This window comes from Nocardia sp. NBC_01730 (assembly GCF_035920445.1).
GTDB lineage: Bacteria > Actinomycetota > Actinomycetes > Mycobacteriales > Mycobacteriaceae > Nocardia.
Window position 1 is genome coordinate 5498812 of sequence record NZ_CP109162.1, and the last position, 14657, is coordinate 5513468.

Annotated in this window: 16 protein-coding genes; 8 read left to right on the plus strand and 8 right to left on the minus strand. The window is 66.7% G+C overall.

Annotated features, from left to right (window positions below; all coding sequences use genetic code 11):
• Window positions 1-32: 32 nt before the first annotated feature.
• The 3 genes from thiD to fxsT all read left to right on the plus strand — a co-directional run bounded on the left by thiD (window position 33) and on the right by fxsT (window position 4626).
• Window positions 33-878, plus strand: a complete 846-nt coding sequence (gene thiD, locus OHB12_RS22820) for a bifunctional hydroxymethylpyrimidine kinase/phosphomethylpyrimidine kinase (protein ID WP_327110621.1) — start codon at window positions 33-35, stop codon at window positions 876-878.
• Window positions 857-1597 (plus strand): hypothetical protein, encoded by a 741-nt coding sequence (locus OHB12_RS22825; protein ID WP_327110622.1) that lies wholly within the window; start codon window positions 857-859, stop codon window positions 1595-1597. The genes thiD and OHB12_RS22825 overlap by 22 nt, the downstream gene beginning before the upstream one ends.
• A 137-nt stretch (window positions 1598-1734) precedes the next feature.
• Window positions 1735-4626, plus strand: a complete 2892-nt coding sequence (gene fxsT, locus OHB12_RS22830) for an FxSxx-COOH system tetratricopeptide repeat protein (RefSeq protein ID WP_327110623.1) — start codon at window positions 1735-1737, stop codon at window positions 4624-4626.
• A 21-nt stretch (window positions 4627-4647) separates the two neighbouring features.
• Here fxsT and OHB12_RS22835 read toward each other — a convergent pair whose 3' ends face one another.
• Window positions 4648-4770, minus strand: coding sequence for a hypothetical protein (locus tag OHB12_RS22835; protein WP_327110624.1), 123 nt, complete (start codon window positions 4768-4770; stop codon window positions 4648-4650).
• Between the two features lie 157 nt (window positions 4771-4927).
• On the opposite strand from OHB12_RS22835, the gene OHB12_RS22840 reads away from it, so the two are divergent.
• Together OHB12_RS22840 and OHB12_RS22845 are read left to right on the plus strand one after the other, a co-directional pair.
• Entirely contained in the window at window positions 4928-6265 is a 1338-nt protein-coding gene (locus tag OHB12_RS22840; protein ID WP_327110625.1) for a bifunctional glycosyltransferase family 2/GtrA family protein, read from the plus strand.
• Window positions 6265-8439, plus strand: a complete 2175-nt coding sequence (locus OHB12_RS22845) for a glycosyltransferase family 39 protein (RefSeq protein WP_327110626.1) — start codon at window positions 6265-6267, stop codon at window positions 8437-8439. Before OHB12_RS22840 ends, OHB12_RS22845 begins: the two co-directional genes overlap by 1 nt.
• Before the next feature lie 221 nt (window positions 8440-8660).
• On the opposite strand, the gene OHB12_RS22850 is transcribed toward OHB12_RS22845, so the two are convergent.
• Genes OHB12_RS22850 through OHB12_RS22865 form a run of 4 tightly spaced genes read right to left on the minus strand, consistent with a single transcriptional unit; the run spans window position 8661 to window position 9616 of the window.
• Window positions 8661-9047 carry a hypothetical protein gene (locus OHB12_RS22850; RefSeq protein ID WP_327110627.1) on the minus strand — a complete coding sequence of 129 codons (387 nt, stop codon included), beginning with the start codon at window positions 9045-9047 and terminating at the stop codon, window positions 8661-8663.
• On the minus strand, window positions 9044-9190 hold the full coding sequence (locus OHB12_RS22855; RefSeq protein ID WP_327110628.1) for a hypothetical protein: 147 nt from the start codon (window positions 9188-9190) through the stop codon (window positions 9044-9046). The genes OHB12_RS22850 and OHB12_RS22855 overlap by 4 nt, the downstream gene beginning before the upstream one ends.
• A complete protein-coding gene (locus tag OHB12_RS22860; RefSeq protein WP_327110629.1) occupies window positions 9180-9368 on the minus strand; it encodes a hypothetical protein in 189 nt (62 codons plus the stop codon). Before OHB12_RS22860 ends, OHB12_RS22855 begins: the two co-directional genes overlap by 11 nt.
• Window positions 9365-9616, minus strand: a complete 252-nt coding sequence (locus OHB12_RS22865; protein WP_327110630.1) for a hypothetical protein — start codon at window positions 9614-9616, stop codon at window positions 9365-9367. Before OHB12_RS22865 ends, OHB12_RS22860 begins: the two co-directional genes overlap by 4 nt.
• A 384-nt stretch (window positions 9617-10000) precedes the next feature.
• Between OHB12_RS22865 and OHB12_RS22870 the strand changes: the two genes are divergently transcribed.
• The 3 genes from OHB12_RS22870 to OHB12_RS22880 all read left to right on the plus strand — a co-directional run bounded on the left by OHB12_RS22870 (window position 10001) and on the right by OHB12_RS22880 (window position 12020).
• On the plus strand, window positions 10001-11161 hold the full coding sequence (locus OHB12_RS22870) for a helix-turn-helix domain-containing protein (RefSeq protein ID WP_327110631.1): 1161 nt from the start codon (window positions 10001-10003) through the stop codon (window positions 11159-11161).
• Window positions 11161-11406 carry a hypothetical protein gene (locus OHB12_RS22875; RefSeq protein WP_327110632.1) on the plus strand — a complete coding sequence of 82 codons (246 nt, stop codon included), beginning with the start codon at window positions 11161-11163 and terminating at the stop codon, window positions 11404-11406. Before OHB12_RS22870 ends, OHB12_RS22875 begins: the two co-directional genes overlap by 1 nt.
• Before the next feature lie 260 nt (window positions 11407-11666).
• Complete coding sequence (locus OHB12_RS22880; RefSeq protein WP_327110633.1) at window positions 11667-12020, plus strand: hypothetical protein; 354 nt, start codon at window positions 11667-11669, stop codon at window positions 12018-12020.
• A gap of 6 nt (window positions 12021-12026) precedes the next feature.
• On the opposite strand, the gene OHB12_RS22885 is transcribed toward OHB12_RS22880, so the two are convergent.
• Genes OHB12_RS22885 through OHB12_RS22895 form a run of 3 tightly spaced genes read right to left on the minus strand, consistent with a single transcriptional unit; the run spans window position 12027 to window position 14596 of the window.
• On the minus strand, window positions 12027-12641 hold the full coding sequence (locus OHB12_RS22885; RefSeq protein ID WP_327110634.1) for a TetR/AcrR family transcriptional regulator: 615 nt from the start codon (window positions 12639-12641) through the stop codon (window positions 12027-12029).
• Window positions 12642-12646: 5 nt separating this feature from the next.
• Window positions 12647-13423 (minus strand): enoyl-CoA hydratase family protein, encoded by a 777-nt coding sequence (locus OHB12_RS22890; protein WP_327110635.1) that lies wholly within the window; start codon window positions 13421-13423, stop codon window positions 12647-12649.
• Window positions 13424-13435: 12 nt separating this feature from the next.
• Window positions 13436-14596 carry an acyl-CoA dehydrogenase family protein gene (locus tag OHB12_RS22895; RefSeq protein WP_327110636.1) on the minus strand — a complete coding sequence of 387 codons (1161 nt, stop codon included), beginning with the start codon at window positions 14594-14596 and terminating at the stop codon, window positions 13436-13438.
• Between the last annotated feature and the right edge of the window lie 61 nt (window positions 14597-14657).

The window sequence follows — 14657 nt, forward strand, 5'->3', positions numbered from 1 at the left end:
CATCACGTCCGCGCCGCCGTAGGGTTTGTCCCGTGAAACTGCTGCCATTGCCCGCCGACGGGCAAACCCCCGTCCGGGCGCTCACCATTGCCGGTACCGATTCCGGCGGAGGCGCCGGAATCCAGGCCGACACCCGCACCATGGCACTGTGCGGCGTCCATGCGCTGGTGGCTGTGGCGGCGGTGACCGTGCAGAACTCGGTGGGTGTCAGCGGCTTTCATGAAATCCCGCCGGAGGTCGTGGCCGATCAGGTGCGTGCCGTCACGGGCGATATCGGCGTAGGCGCCGCCAAGACCGGCATGCTGGCCTCCACCGCGATCATCGAGGCGGTCGCGGCGGTCTGCCAGGAGGTCGGCATCGGCCGCGACGGCCGGATTCCGCTGGTCGTCGACCCGGTCGCGGCGTCGATGCACGGGGATCCGCTGCTGCACGCGGAAGCGCTCGACGCGGTCCGCCACACGCTGATACCGCTCGCGACGGTGGTGACGCCGAACCTGGACGAGGTCAGGCTGATCACCGGCATCGACGTCGACGACGAGGATTCGGCGCGGCGCGCGGCCCAGGCGCTGCACAAGCTCGGGCCGGCCTGGGCGATCGTCAAGGGCGGGCACCTACGCTCGTCGGAGTACAGCACCGATCTGCTGTTCGACGGCGAACAGTTCCTGGAGTTCACCGCCCCGCGGATCGTGACCGGCAACGACCATGGCGGCGGCGACACACTGGCCGCCGCGCTCGCCTGCGCGCTCGCCCATGGCTACCCGGTTCCCGAAGCGGTGGAGTTCGCCAAGGAATGGACCTACCGCTGCCTCGCCGCGTCCTACGATCTCGGCGCGGGTCACGGCCCGGTATCGCCGCTATGGCGACTGCACCAGAGCTGATTCGGCAACCGGTCAGCGAGCCATCCACCTTCCGCATTCCCGCACGGCGCTATTCGGTGCGGTCTGCGCGCAACCTGACGCGCATCCGCCCGTACCCCGCCGAGCAGATCGACCTCGACTTCGATCCCGAGGTGAACCGCGTCGCGCTGCTCGACGATTCCCGGCCAGCCGATCGAGTCGGTTCAGACGTCTTGCCACCACCACTGGTAATTGATCTACTACTGAGGGCCGAGAATTCGGGCGCGCGGGGAGGAATTCCACGGATGGATCCAGTCACCATCATCACCACAGCCGTCGCGGTCGGTACTGCCGCCGGTGTGACCGATACCGCCAAACAATCTGTGGCCGACGCCTATTCGGCGTTGAAAAGTCTCATCACGCGCCGCTATCGCGGTGTGGATCTGCGGCAGGTTGAGAACATGCCGGAGTCGACCGCCGAGCGGGAATCGCTCGCACAGGCCCTGAGCGAACGTGGCGCTGCCGATGACCACGAGTTGGTCGCCGCGGCAAGGGATCTGATCACCGCAGTGCGGACCGGCTCGGAAGGAGCGGGCGCGGTGGTCGGCGTCGATCTGGAGATGGTGGAAGCCGCGGCGCTGCGCATCAGCGGCGTCTCGTCGCAGGGGATCGGTGTCAGGGTGCGAGGGGGGCACTTCAGCGGTGACATAGACATCCACAACATCGTCGCAGGGCCGGGTGAGCCACCACACCCCGCCTGAGCGCGGCGGCCCCAGCCGACGCCACCGCGCCGATCACCCACACCACATACATTTCCACCGAACTCTCCGATGTCCACGCCCGAGACATCTACATCACCAACCGAGTTCACCCGTCGCCGTCCACGAGCTTGGTCGTCGTGGGCAAGATCCCGCAAGAGCCACCGCATTTCGTCATCCGTGACGAGTTGACGCGGCTGCGCCGGGCGCTCGAGCGGTCCCGAGTGGCGGTGGTGGTTACTGGGATGCGCGGGGCGGGAAAGACCCAGCTGGCGGCCGCCTGTGCGCGCGCCGATTTCGATTCCGGCCGTGGACTGGTGGGATGGGTCAATGCCGAAACACCCGAGACCACGCTGTCCGGGCTGGCCGAGATCGCCGAGCGCCTCGGTCTCGCCGATGCGGAAGGCGACTCCGTCGTCTCGTCCCAGCGGTTGCGAGATCATCTGTCCGGCAGCACCGACCCCGGGTTGCTGGTGTTGGACAACGCCGCCGACCCGGATCGGCTCCGGGACCTTCTCCCGACCGGCGGCAGCACTCGCGTACTGATCACCACTGCCGACCGATCCTTCAGCGCCCTGGGCGAACCCATCGACCTCACGGGTTTCGCGCGCCCGGAATCGGTGCGGTATCTCGGCAACTCCACCGGACTCGGCGACGACGGCGGCGCCGAGCAGATCGCGGAAGACTTGGGAAATCTACCGCTGGCCCTGTCCGCGGCGGCAGCGACCATCGTTGGCCGACGTCTCGACTACGCAGGCTACCGGCAGTTGCTGCACGACCACCCGCTGCCGAAAGCGCTGCAGCGCAGCGCAGGCCACGACTATCCCCGATCGGTCGTCCAGGCGATCCTGCTGTCGATCGACACCACCGAGGCTGGTACGAACGATCACTTACTGGATCAGCGGGTCGTGTGGCTGTTGGGTGCGATGGCGATGCTCTCCTCCGGTGGCGTGCGCCGCACGCTGCTGCCCGACACGTTCGGGCGAATCGATGAGGCATTGGATCGCTGCGTGGCCGGCTCGCTGCTGTCCTGGTCGACCGCCGGCGACACCGTCATCATGCACCGGCTCGTCGCCCGCGTCTTGCGCGAGCGCGCTCAGTCTCTTCCTGTCGTAGGAAGATTCGGACGGATGGTCAGGGCATATCGTGGTCGAGGCGGGCGCGATCGCGTCCAACTCGTCCGTTACGCATTCGCGGTGATACTGCCGAACTTGTTCGACCCATCCGAGGCATGGGCGCGCCGGGACGAGGGAGCCCATCTCGTCGATCAGATCGACGCGCTATGGGACACCGAAATGACCGACACCAGCCCCAGAAGCTACGCAGTGGCGATGTTGGCGGCCCGGAGATGGGCCGTTACCCAGCTGATCTCGGCTGCGGACACGGCCCGAGCCATCACGCTCGCACAAGACGTCGTCATCCATAGTGCGCGAGTCCTCGGACCCGACCACCCGGACACCCTCCTCTCCCGCCACAACCTCGCGGAGGCATACCAGGCGGCTGGGCGGCTCGACAACGCCATCGCGCTGTATCAGGAGAATCTGACCGACAACCGTCGAATCCTCGGACCCGACCACCCCGGCGCGATCCAGTCCCGCAACAATCTGGCCCAGGCATACCAGGTAGCGGGCCGAGTCGACGACGCCATCCACCTACATCAGGCAAACGTCGCCGAGGCGTCGCGACTCTTCGGGGCACATAACCCCGACACCCTCAACATCCGCAACAATCTCGCCATGGCCTACCAAGCGGCGGGCCGACTCGACGACGCCATCGCCTTGTACGAGGCAACCCTCGCCGACATGGCGCGCCTGCTCGGCAAAGACCACCCCGAGACCCTCAACTCCCTGCACAACCTCGCCCACGCCTACGGTTCGGTAGGCCGACTCGACCGCGCCATTCCGCTGCACGAAACAAACTTCGCCGAACGCGGTCGAGTCCTCGGACCCGACCACCCGAACACCCTCACCGCCCGCAACAACCTTGCGGAGGCATACCAGATGGCGGGCCGACTCGACGACGCGATCGCCTTGTACGAGGCGAATCTCGTCGAGCGTCTGCGGGTCTTCGGACCCGACCACCCGGATATCCTCGCCGCCCGCCACAACCTCGCCTACGCGTACCAAACGGCAGAACGACCAGCGGAGGCCATCGCGCTCTACGAGGCGAACCTCGTGGACAGCAGGCGAGTGCTCGGACCCGACCACCCGCAGACTCTCCTCACGCATGGCGGCCTCGCCTACGCCTATCTCTCAGCGAGACAACTGGACAAAGCGATCGCGTTGCACGAGACGAACCTTCGCGATCGACTGCGGGTCCTCGGACCCGACCACCCCTACACCCTCCATTCCCGCAACAACCTCGCCGAGGCCCTCCGCGCGGCGGGACAATACAAGCGGGCCATTCCCTTGTATGTGGCGAATCTCGCCGATAGCGAGCGAGTCCTCGGACTCGACCACCCCGACACCCTCAATATCAGCAACAACCTCGGCGGCGCCTACCATGCGGCGGGCCTCTTCGACGAAGCCCTCGCGCTGAATCAGACAAATCTCGCCGACTGTCAACGCGTTCTGGGCCCCGACCACCCCAGAACCCTCAACTCCCGCCACAACCTTGCCGACACATACAGGGCGGTGGGCCGGGTCGACGATGGCATCACGCTGCACGAGGCGAACCTCGCCGCTTATGAACGGGTGCTCGGTGACAATCACCCCGACGTCCGCACCTCGCGCCGCGCCCTCGCAATCACCTTTCGATCGGCGGGCCGATTCGAAGAAGCCATTGCCCTGTACGAAAAGAACGTCACCAGCTGGGAGCAGGCCCGCGGGCACGACCACCTCTTCACCCTCATCTCCCGCGACGAACTCGCGGCTGCCTATCTAGCGGCGGGTCGATCAGCCGAGGCCGTCGCCCTCTGCGAGGCGATGCTCACCCAGAGCGCGCGCGTTTTCGGTACTGACCATCCGGTGACCGACAAAGTGCGCGAAAGCCTCGCCGTCGCTCACCAGGCCATCCGCCGTCGAATCGAGTGAGCATGCGGCCCCGCGCTGTGGTCAGCGCTTCTTGGGATCAGTGGTGATCTCGCCCGCGGGCTTGGCCTTCTTCTCCGCTCGCTTTTCCTTGAGAGACTTCCCGGACTTCTTGGACATCGAGCTGCGCGGAGATTTGTCGGACAATCGTAGTCCTTCGCTCGGAGACCTGAATGGTCCCGGTGCCGTCGACCGTACGCTACGCCGACCTGCCAGGGGTGCGATCGTATCGGGTGCCCTGCCCCCAGGAACCTCACAGCTGGGGCCCAGCTCCATGGGAGTGTGAGAGCCGAGGGTAGTTCCCATGACCGAGACTGTGACCGTCGCGGCGGCGGAACGAACCGATACCACGGGTGCGCCTGTGCTGGACGTGGTGATACCCGTCTACAACGAGGAGGCCGACCTCGGCGTGTGCGTACGCAGGCTGCACGCCTATCTGCGCGATGGGTTCCCATTCCCGGCGCGAATCACGGTAGCCGACAACGCGAGTACCGACGACACACTCCAGGTCGCCCAACTGCTCGCCGAAGAGTTGGACGATGTCCGCGTCGTGCACTTGGACGCCAAGGGCCGAGGACGGGCGCTGCGTGCGGTGTGGGAACGCTCCGACGCACAGGTGGTCGCCTACATGGACGTCGACCTGTCCACCGACCTGAACGCGCTGCTTCCCCTGGTCGCGCCGCTGATCACCGGGCATTCCGACCTAGCCATCGGCACCCGGCTCAGCTCCTCGTCGCGGGTAGTGCGCGGGCCGAAGCGCGAGATCATCTCCCGCTGCTACAACCTGCTGCTGAAAGCCTCACTGCGAGCGCATTTCTCGGACGCGCAGTGCGGATTCAAAGCGATGCGCACCGCCGTCGCGCGGCGTCTGCTGCCGCTGGTTCGCGACGGGGAGTGGTTCTTCGACACCGAACTGCTCGTGCTCGCCGAACGGGCCGGGCTGCGCATCCACGAGGTGCCGGTGGACTGGATCGACGACCCGGATAGCCGGGTCGACATCGTCGACACCGCACGCAAGGACCTGCTGGGGATCGGGCGGCTCGGTCGGGCGCTGGCCACCGGGGCACTGCCGCTGGAGGAACTGCGCAGGGCCGTGGGCCGGGAACCGCTGGTTCCCGGTGTGCCGCTGGGCATGGTCGGACAGCTGGTGCGCTTCGCGATTGTGGGCGTGCTGAGCACGCTGGCCTACTTGCTGCTTTATGTTGTGTTGCAATCGTTTACCGGCGGACAGGTGGCGAACTTCGTGGCGCTGCTGCTCACGGCAGTGGCGAATACCGCGGCCAATCGGGCGTTCACCTTCGGCGTGCGCGGCTCGGCCGGCGCGGTCTCGCACCAGTTCCAAGGGCTGGTGATCTTCGGGATCGGGTTGGCGCTGACCAGCGGGTCGCTGTTCACGCTGCATCGCTGGGCACCGGGAGCTTCGGTGCATGTGGAACTTTTCACACTGGTACTGGCCAATCTGGTGGCCACGCTGTTGCGGTTCGTCGGACTGAGATGGGTGTTCCGCAACAGTGCAGGCGCGGATCGCGCGATCGCTGCCGATCTGCGCGCCGACGGCCCGCTTGCGTTCGCCGCACCGGCTCCGGTATGGACCGCTCAGAAGCCCGTTCGCAGCGCACTCGACACCGAAGGAGACCGTTGATGACGGCGACGCTCGCTCCGCCGCCGGTCGCGGCCCAACCGCAACCGGCCCCGAAACGCGATGTCCGGTGGGAATACCCGGCGCTGGCGACACTGCTGATCGGCACCGCGGTCGCCTACCTGTGCAACCTGAGCGCCAACGGGTGGGCCAACTCGTTCTATTCCGCTGCCGTGCAGGCGGGTTCGGTGTCGTGGAAGGCGTTCTTCTTCGGATCGTCGGATGCGGCGAACTCGATCACCGTCGACAAACCACCCGCATCGCTATGGCTGATGGAGCTGTCGGTACGCGCGTTCGGGCTCAATAGCTGGAGCATCCTGGTGCCGGAAGTGCTGCTCGGCGTGGGCAGCGTAGCGCTGGTGTGGGCGACGGTGCGCAGGCCGTTCGGGCCCGCCGCCGGTTTGCTCGCCGGGTTGGTACTCGCGGTGACTCCAGTCGCGGCGCTGATGTTCCGGTTCAATAACCCCGATGCGCTGTTGGTGTTCCTGATGGTTGCCGCGGCCTGGGCAATGACGCGAGCGGTGGAGGACGGCCGCTGGCGCTGGCTGGTGACAACCGGTGCGCTGATCGGATTCGGCTTCCTCACCAAGCAATTGCAAGTGCTGCTGGTGGTTCCGGCGCTGGCGCTGACCTATCTGATCGCGGGTCCTCCGAAGCTCGGCAAGCGGATCGTGCAGCTGTTCGCAGCGGGCGCCGCGATGGTGGTAGCCGCGGGCTGGTGGCTGTTGGCCGTGGAACTGTGGCCCGCGTCCTCGCGGCCGTGGATCGGTGGCTCACATGAGAATTCCATCCTGGAGCTGACGCTCGGTTACAACGGCCTCGGTCGCCTCAACGGCAATGAGCGCGGCAGCGTCGGACCCGGCGGCGAACTTCCGCCCGGCGGCAATGGAATGTGGGGCAGCACCGGTTTCACCCGCATGTTCGAGCCCGCGCAGGGCGGTCAGATCGCTTGGCTGATTCCGGCAGCGCTTGTCGCGCTCGTCATCGGAATTCTGTTGCGCGGCAAGGCCGCAAGAACCGATCGGCAGCGGGCATCGCTTATCCTGTGGGGTGGCTGGCTGCTGGTGACCGGGCTGGTGTTCAGCTTCATGGCGGGCATCTTCCACCAGTACTACACGGTGGCCCTCGCTCCGGCAATCGCCGCGCTCGTCGGTGCGGGTGCGGTACTGCTGTGGCGAGAACGGCACCGGCTCTGGGTGCGGCTTGCCATGGCGCTCGCGGTTGGTCTCACCACGGCAACCGCGTGGATGCTGTTGTCCCGCAGCGCCGAATGGCAATCATGGTTGCGCTGGACCGTGCTGGTCGTCGGCGTGCTCGCGACGATCTCGGTCGTCTTCCCCACGCCCCGGAAACTGGCCGTTGTTTCGGCGCTGGCGGTCGCGTTCACCGGCCTGGCCGGTCCGATTGCCTATGCCGTCGACACCATCGCCACCCCGCACGTGGGCCCGATGCCCTCGGCCGGTCCGAATGTCGCGATGCACGGGAACCGACCGCCGTGGGGCGAGGGGATGAACGGTATGGATGGGCGACCGCAGGGCGACGGGCAGGGAACGAACGGCCGTGCCGGTCGGATGTCCGACGGTGCCGGACAGGTGCCGGGTGGACGCTCGCCGGGGTCCGTGCCGCCCGGTGGGCAGACGCCGCGCGGCGCAGGTTCGATGCCGGGTGCACTCCCGCCCGGTACGGGAGCACAGGGCACGACGCCCGGCGGACCGCAGGGTGCCGGGCAGACGCCGGGTACCACCGGGACTCAGGACATGCCCGGTGGCACAACGGGAGTCGGCGGCCAGGGCCCGGGTGGTGGCGGATTCGGTGGCATCCTCGGAGCCAGCAAGCCCAGCACGCAAGTGGTGTCACTGCTCGAGCAGAACGGCGGCGACTACACGTGGGTGGCCGCGTCGGTCGGCTCGAACAGCGCCGCAGGCTTCCAGTTGGCCACCGAGCTGCCCGTGATGCCGATCGGCGGCTTCAACGGCAGCGACCCGTCGCCGACACTGGAGCAGTTCAAGCAGTATGTCGCCGAAGGAAAGATCCACTACTTCATCGGCGGCAACCGCGGCGGACCCGGTTCCTCCAGCACGTCCACCAGTGCTCAGATCGCGCAATGGGTGCAGGAGAACTTCACCGCCACAGAGGTGGACGGCACCACCCTGTACGACCTGACCGCCACCCACTGAACCTCGCGATGCGCCCCGCTCCGCCCTTGGGCGCGCATCGCGACCCGAGTGTTCAGCGCAAACCCTGATCCCGCTGAACACCGCATCCGCACCGACGCCCCACTTCGGCGTCGGTGCGGATCGCGTTAGGGGCGAGGGCAGAAGTGTCCACTACATGGGGGCCTCAGTGTGCCTCTTTCCTTGCTCGGTTCTTCCTGCTACCCGGCTGACGCCGGGAAGACCTATGGGTGCCATCCGGGTTTGTCGTCTACCCATATGGCGGGCATCGGTAGTGATTTGTCGACCACGATGCAGATCCACAACACTTCGTAGGAGAGGTGGTGGCGGGCCTTCATCTGCGCGGTGTCGAGGTAGACGCCTGCCTCGGCGCGGGCGTAGGGCCGTATCGACGGCGACCAGTCCTCGGCGCATTCGACCGTCCAGCCCGGCCGCTGTTGCTCACCGAGGATGATGTCCGGGGACGGCACCCACACGGGACCGTGCTGCCGCCACCGGGTCAGGGAGCGGTGGTCGACGCCGGCGCGGATCGCGAACTCCGTCAACCCGATGTAACGGGGAGCCGTCGAGTGGCGTTCAGCGGTCAGCCGATGGGTGGTACGCGTCCTCATCGGTCGAGATCCGTGTCGTCAAGGTCGATGGCCCGGCCGTCGTAACCGATACGCGCCCACAGTCCGTCGTCGCGCTGCAACATGGCCTGCGGTTCGTCCAGTTTCCGATCCGGGTCCCACAGAATTCGCCAGTTACTCGTCATCGTCGGCTCCGAAGCTGTAATAGGCGGATGCGGTGAGGTACTGCAGGCAACTGGGGCCGTGGCCGCTGTGGTCTTCGAGGACGAACCTGGCCTGCTGGAGTGAGGTCGGCGGAATGTCGGCGGTGCAGTCGAGGTGCTGGGCACGCCACCGGTCGATCTGCGCGAGGTAGGTGCTCACCGGAGGGCTCGCGATGGCTTGACGAGTTTGGCAGCGACGAGGACATCGAGCGCTGCGTCCTTGTCGGCGCATATTTCGGTGTCGCAGCTGATCCGCGCCTGCCACACCAGGTGTGCGTCCTCCGGGGTGTACGGGGTATCCGGTGCGGGATGGCACGCTTCGACGCCTTCCACGGGCCGATCGAAGAAGCAGATCGTGCCGTAGACGAGGCCGGCTACGGCGAAGGCGATCAAGAGAGCTGTGGGCACTGGGCTATACCCCCTCTTGGACGCGTTGCGCATGCACGTCGGGCTGGTCCGCCCACTCACGGATGGCGTCTCCGAAGCACGCTGCCACCTCGAACGATGGCGGGCTGTAGTCAGCGGCAACTGGTTCACCGTGGTCGAACGGAATTAGCTGCGGTGGTCCTGATTTGGGCATTTGAGCTATACCCCCGGGGCAGGTGTGATGTTGTGGAGTTGGATGCGCCCGACGCCGGGGATCGTTGGTTCGCGTGTGCCTACGAACCGTCACCTTGGCCGCCACTTCCGGTAGTCGGCCACCCGTCATCGGGAGCTGACACTCACGTTAAGAGCTGGTGAAGACCTGAATGTGCTCTGATTGTGCTTTCTGTCGGTGCTACCGTTGACCGGGTGAAAGAGAGTGACGAGGTCGGCACGAATATCGCCCGCATCCGCAACATCCGCGGCATGACTCAGCACCAGTTGGCCGCACTGGCGAATGTTGGACGCGACTACCTCGCGCACGTCGAGAGGGGCAAGAAGGCCCCGACCGCGGTGTGGGTGGGCGTCGTTGCCGCCGCTCTCGGCGTGGATGCGTGCATCCTGTACGGCGCCGAAAGCGAGGCCGAGCAGATCGACCGCATCGCACCGACCGTTCGGCGGGTTCTGGCCGCGGTGGAATTCCCGCCCGATATCGATGCGGAACCGTTGGAAGTTCTGCGCCCGCAGGTCGAGCAGGTCGGCAAGTGGCGTCACGCCGCTGCCTACGCCAAGATCGTCGACGTCCTCCCGGACCTTGTGGATCAGCTGCTCGTTGCAGGACTCCGCGACGGAGCACCGGCCTATGCATTGCTCACGTCAGCGCTCCGGGCCGCGAACACGTTGGGGCACAAGACCGGCCACTACGATCTATCCCTGTTGGCAACCAACTACATGGTCAGCGCGGCATCCCAAGCAGACGACCCGCTGTTGCTGGCCACCACCCAGTACGTGAAATCGGCTGCTCTAGCCCGGGTCGGCGCGACCGAACAAGCTGTGCGCTTGACGGACCGCACGATCAGCGAGGTCGAACCGCTCGCGGATGACGAGACCGCCGCGGCGGTGCTGTGTGCGCTTCACATGCGCCGCGCAGGACTGGCATCTACCGCGTTCGATGCAGACACCACCGACACTCACTTCGCAGAAGCGCATATTCTCGGCGAACGGGTGGGCGACCGGCAGGTGCTGGGTACGGTGGTCGGTCCGACCAACGTGCGCCTGTTCGAACTGTCCTCCGCGGTCGACTTGGGTCGGGTACCCAAAGCGCTGGAGCTGGCGGATGAGACGGAACTGCCGACGGGCTACCCACGGGAACGGCAGGCACATTTCTGGCTGGACAGGGCGCGCGCACACCTGAGCGCGGGCGACCCTGATCGCGCGATCGAGGCTTTGGCGAACGCGAAGGAAGCGGCGCCGGAGTACTTCCAGAAGTCTCGTGCGGTCAAGACTGCCATTCGGACGACAGCAAGTCAGCAGCGACGCGCGAGCGGCAGTCTGCGTGCGTTGGCGCGTTACGCGGGGATCTCGGACTGATGGCGTTGCCGAATGAGCCCGGTGTATACCGGGATGTTCGGGGCGACGAGTGGGTGCTGCACGAGGATCGAAGTTGGCAGTGGACGGCCCGGCGGATGACTGACGGCCGGATGTGGCCGGTGGCCGATCATCCGGGAATGGACGCGGAGGCGCTCGCTGCGTTGGGTCGTGTGCCTGGCGCGGAGGTGCTACCACTCCAGCGCGTCAAGGTAGGCGAAATGAACGAGGTCTGGTTCCGCAACTGATGGTCACGTCAGAAGCGACGGCGCCGATGAGAGGCATTGCGAGGCGATGTCACGCCGTCACGGTAAGTCGAGGCGCAGATGCAGTGACATCGTCGCGAAAGGCTCGGTGGTCGCGTCCATTCGGTTAACTGTTGGCATCTCGCAAAACTCCAGCGATGATGATCGGGTGTGTGACGGCTCCCCGCTGGGAGCCGGGGCCTCAGCCACCGTCAGGTCACGCGTCCACCACGAAACAAACAGGGAAACAGTTGAATGCCATCATGAAGCTGGCCGTGACGGTCATCAGCGCACTGGTCGCTACCGCGCTCACCGTCGGATTCGCGTCCACGGCGTCGGCCGCACCAGTGGAACAGTCCGAGCAGGTCACCGCGTCATCGGGGGAAACGCCGCAGGTGTCGTACATCAAGGTGTGTCTGCCGCCCGGTGACACCATCGAACTGAGGACAGGGTTGGGAGCGGCGGTCGGGGCTGCCGTAGGTGCGCTCATCGGCCTGCCCGTCTTCTTTGTGGGCGCGATTCCCGGAGCGATCATCGTCGGACTGATCGGCGCCGCCATCGGAGCGTCGTCTTACGCAATCGATTCCGGTCGGCTCGAGCAGCAGGGATTCTGCTAGCTCCGCTCAGGGCGGTGGGTGCAAGGCGGCGTGCAGGGTCACCGCCCACTGCTCCACGATTCGTTTTCGGCGGGCCGAGTCGTCGGTGAGGACGTCGGCGAGTCCGAGCCCGCGGGCCATGTCGAGGGTCGCTTGGACCAGGTGGTGGGCGGCGGGGTCGGAGTCGTCGGCGCCGAGGGCCTTGACCGCGCGGCGGTGTGAGGCCCGCCCGAAGCGTGCCTCGAGCGGGACGATGCGTTCGCGCAGGGCCGGATCGGCGGCCGCGTGGGTCCAGACCTGGAGGGCCGCCTTGAACAAGGGGCTGGTGTAGGACTCGACCAGCCCCGCAACCACCGCCTGCGTGCGGGCGACGCCGCAGACCGGTTCCGGCAGCGTCGCCGCCTCCACGATGGCCTGCCCGCTGCGGGTGTCGAACATGTACTCCAGCGCGGCAGTGATCAGGTCCTCCCTGGTCGGGAAGTGATGCTGCGCCGCGCCGCGCGACACCCCCGCGCGTTCGGCGACGACGGCGACCGTCGCTGCCGCCCAGCCCATTTCGGCCAGGCAGTCGATGGTCGCGACGAGCAGGCGCTGCCGGGTGGCTCGGCTGCGGTCCTGCTTGGGTTCGTGCGGTGTCGCCATGGCGGTCATCCTGCCCAGACCGGTGGGCGACGCTGCAAGAAGGCGAGCATGCCCTCCTGCACCTCAGCGGTGCCGAAGAAGCCCGCCGAGCGTCCCGCGAGCTCATCGGCCGACGCGTCGAACTCGGCGAGGATGCTCGCGTTGACCAACCGCTTGGACTCGGCCAGCCCCTGCGGGGAGCCCTTGCGCAACTCCGCGCACAGCCGTGCCACCTCGGCCGCCGGGTCGTCGGCGGTGACCGTGACCAGGCCGATTTCCGCGGCAACGGCGGCGCCGAACTTCTCGCCGGTCAGGTAGTACCTGCTGGCCGCGCGCGGGCTGAGCCTGGGCAGCAGAGTCAGCGAGATCATGAACGGCGCCAACCCGATTCGCACCTCGGTGAGCGCGAAACTGCTGTCCGGCCCGGCCACCACGAGATCGCAGGCGGCGACGATGCCCATGCCGCCCGCACGGACATTGCCGTCGATCTGCGCGATCACCGGTTTCGGGATCTCCACGAGCCTGCGCAGCACCTCGATCATGACCCGGGTGCGCTCGTCGGCGGCCACTGCGGGATCGCCGTCGCTCGCCTCACTCAGATCCGCGCCCGCGCAGAAGGTGCTTCCGGTGTGCGCGAGCACGATCGCGCGCACATTGTCGTCGCCGCTCGCGTCGTCGAGCCCGCGCAGCAGCTCGGCGACCAGCTTGGACGACAGCGCGTTGCGGTTGTGCGGCGAGTCGAGCGTGAGCGTCGCGACACCATTCGCCACCGCGTAGCGGACGAACGGATCCGTCTCGGTCATCGGCGGCCTTTCTCAGTACGACTTCGGCAGGCCCAGCGAATACTGGGCGACGAAGTTCAGGACCATTTCCCGGCTGACCGGGGCGATGCGGCCGATGCGCGAAGCGGCGAGCATGGCGGCCAGTCCGACGTCACGGGTGAGACCGGAACCGCCGTGGGTCTGGATGGCCTGGTCGAGCGCCCTGATACTGGCCTCCGCCGCGGCGTACTTCGCCATGTTGGCGGCCTCGGCGGCCCCCATTTCGTCGCCCGCGTCATAGAGGGTCGCGGCCTTCTGCATCATCAGCTTGGCCAGCTCCAGCTCGACCTTCACCTGCGCGAGCGGATGCGAAATGCCTTGGTGCGCACCGATCGGCGTCTTCCACACCGTGCGCTCCTTGGCGTATTCCACGGCACGGTCGATGGCGTAGCGGCCGAGACCCACGGCCATCGCGGCACCCATGATGCGCTCCGGGTTCAGACCCGCGAACAGCTGCATCAGCGCCGCGTCCTCCTTGCCGACCAGCGCGCTGGCCGGCAGCCGGACGTCGTCGAGGAACAGGTTGTACTGGTGGTCCGGCTCGATGATGTCCATCTCCTGCGCCGTCTTGGTGAAGCCTTCGGCGTCGGTCGGCACGATGAACAGGGCGGGCTTCAGCTTGCCGGTCTTGTGGTCCGCTGTCCTTGACACGATCAGCACGGCTTCGGCCTGGTCGACGCCGGAGATGAAGATCTTGCGGCCGTTGAGGATCCAATCCTCGCCGTCGCGGCGCGCGGTCGTGGTGATCTGATGCGAGTTGGATCCCGCGTCCGGCTCGGTGATGCCGAAGACCATCGTGCGGGAGCCGTCGGCGAGCTTGGGCAGCCATTCCTGCTTCTGCGCGTCGGTGCCGTACTTGGTGATGATGGTGCCGCAGATAGCCGGGGAGACCACCATGAGCAGCAGACCGGCGCCCTGCGCGGAGAGTTCCTCCATCACCAGCGCCAGCTCGTACATGCCCGCGCCACCACCGCCGTACTCCTCGGGCAGGTTCACGCCGAGGAAGCCGAGTTTTCCTGCCTCATCCCACAATTCGCTGAGCGGCTCGTTCTTGCGCGCCTTAGGCAGAACATAGTCGCGGTAGTTGTACTTCCCGGCCAGTGCGGCCACGGCGGCACGCAGCGCCTTCTGTTCGTCGGTTTCGATGAAGCTCATCAGTTCTCCTGTGTCATGCGGGACACCCGCACTCGGTCGGATCGATCAGGCGCTGCGCAAT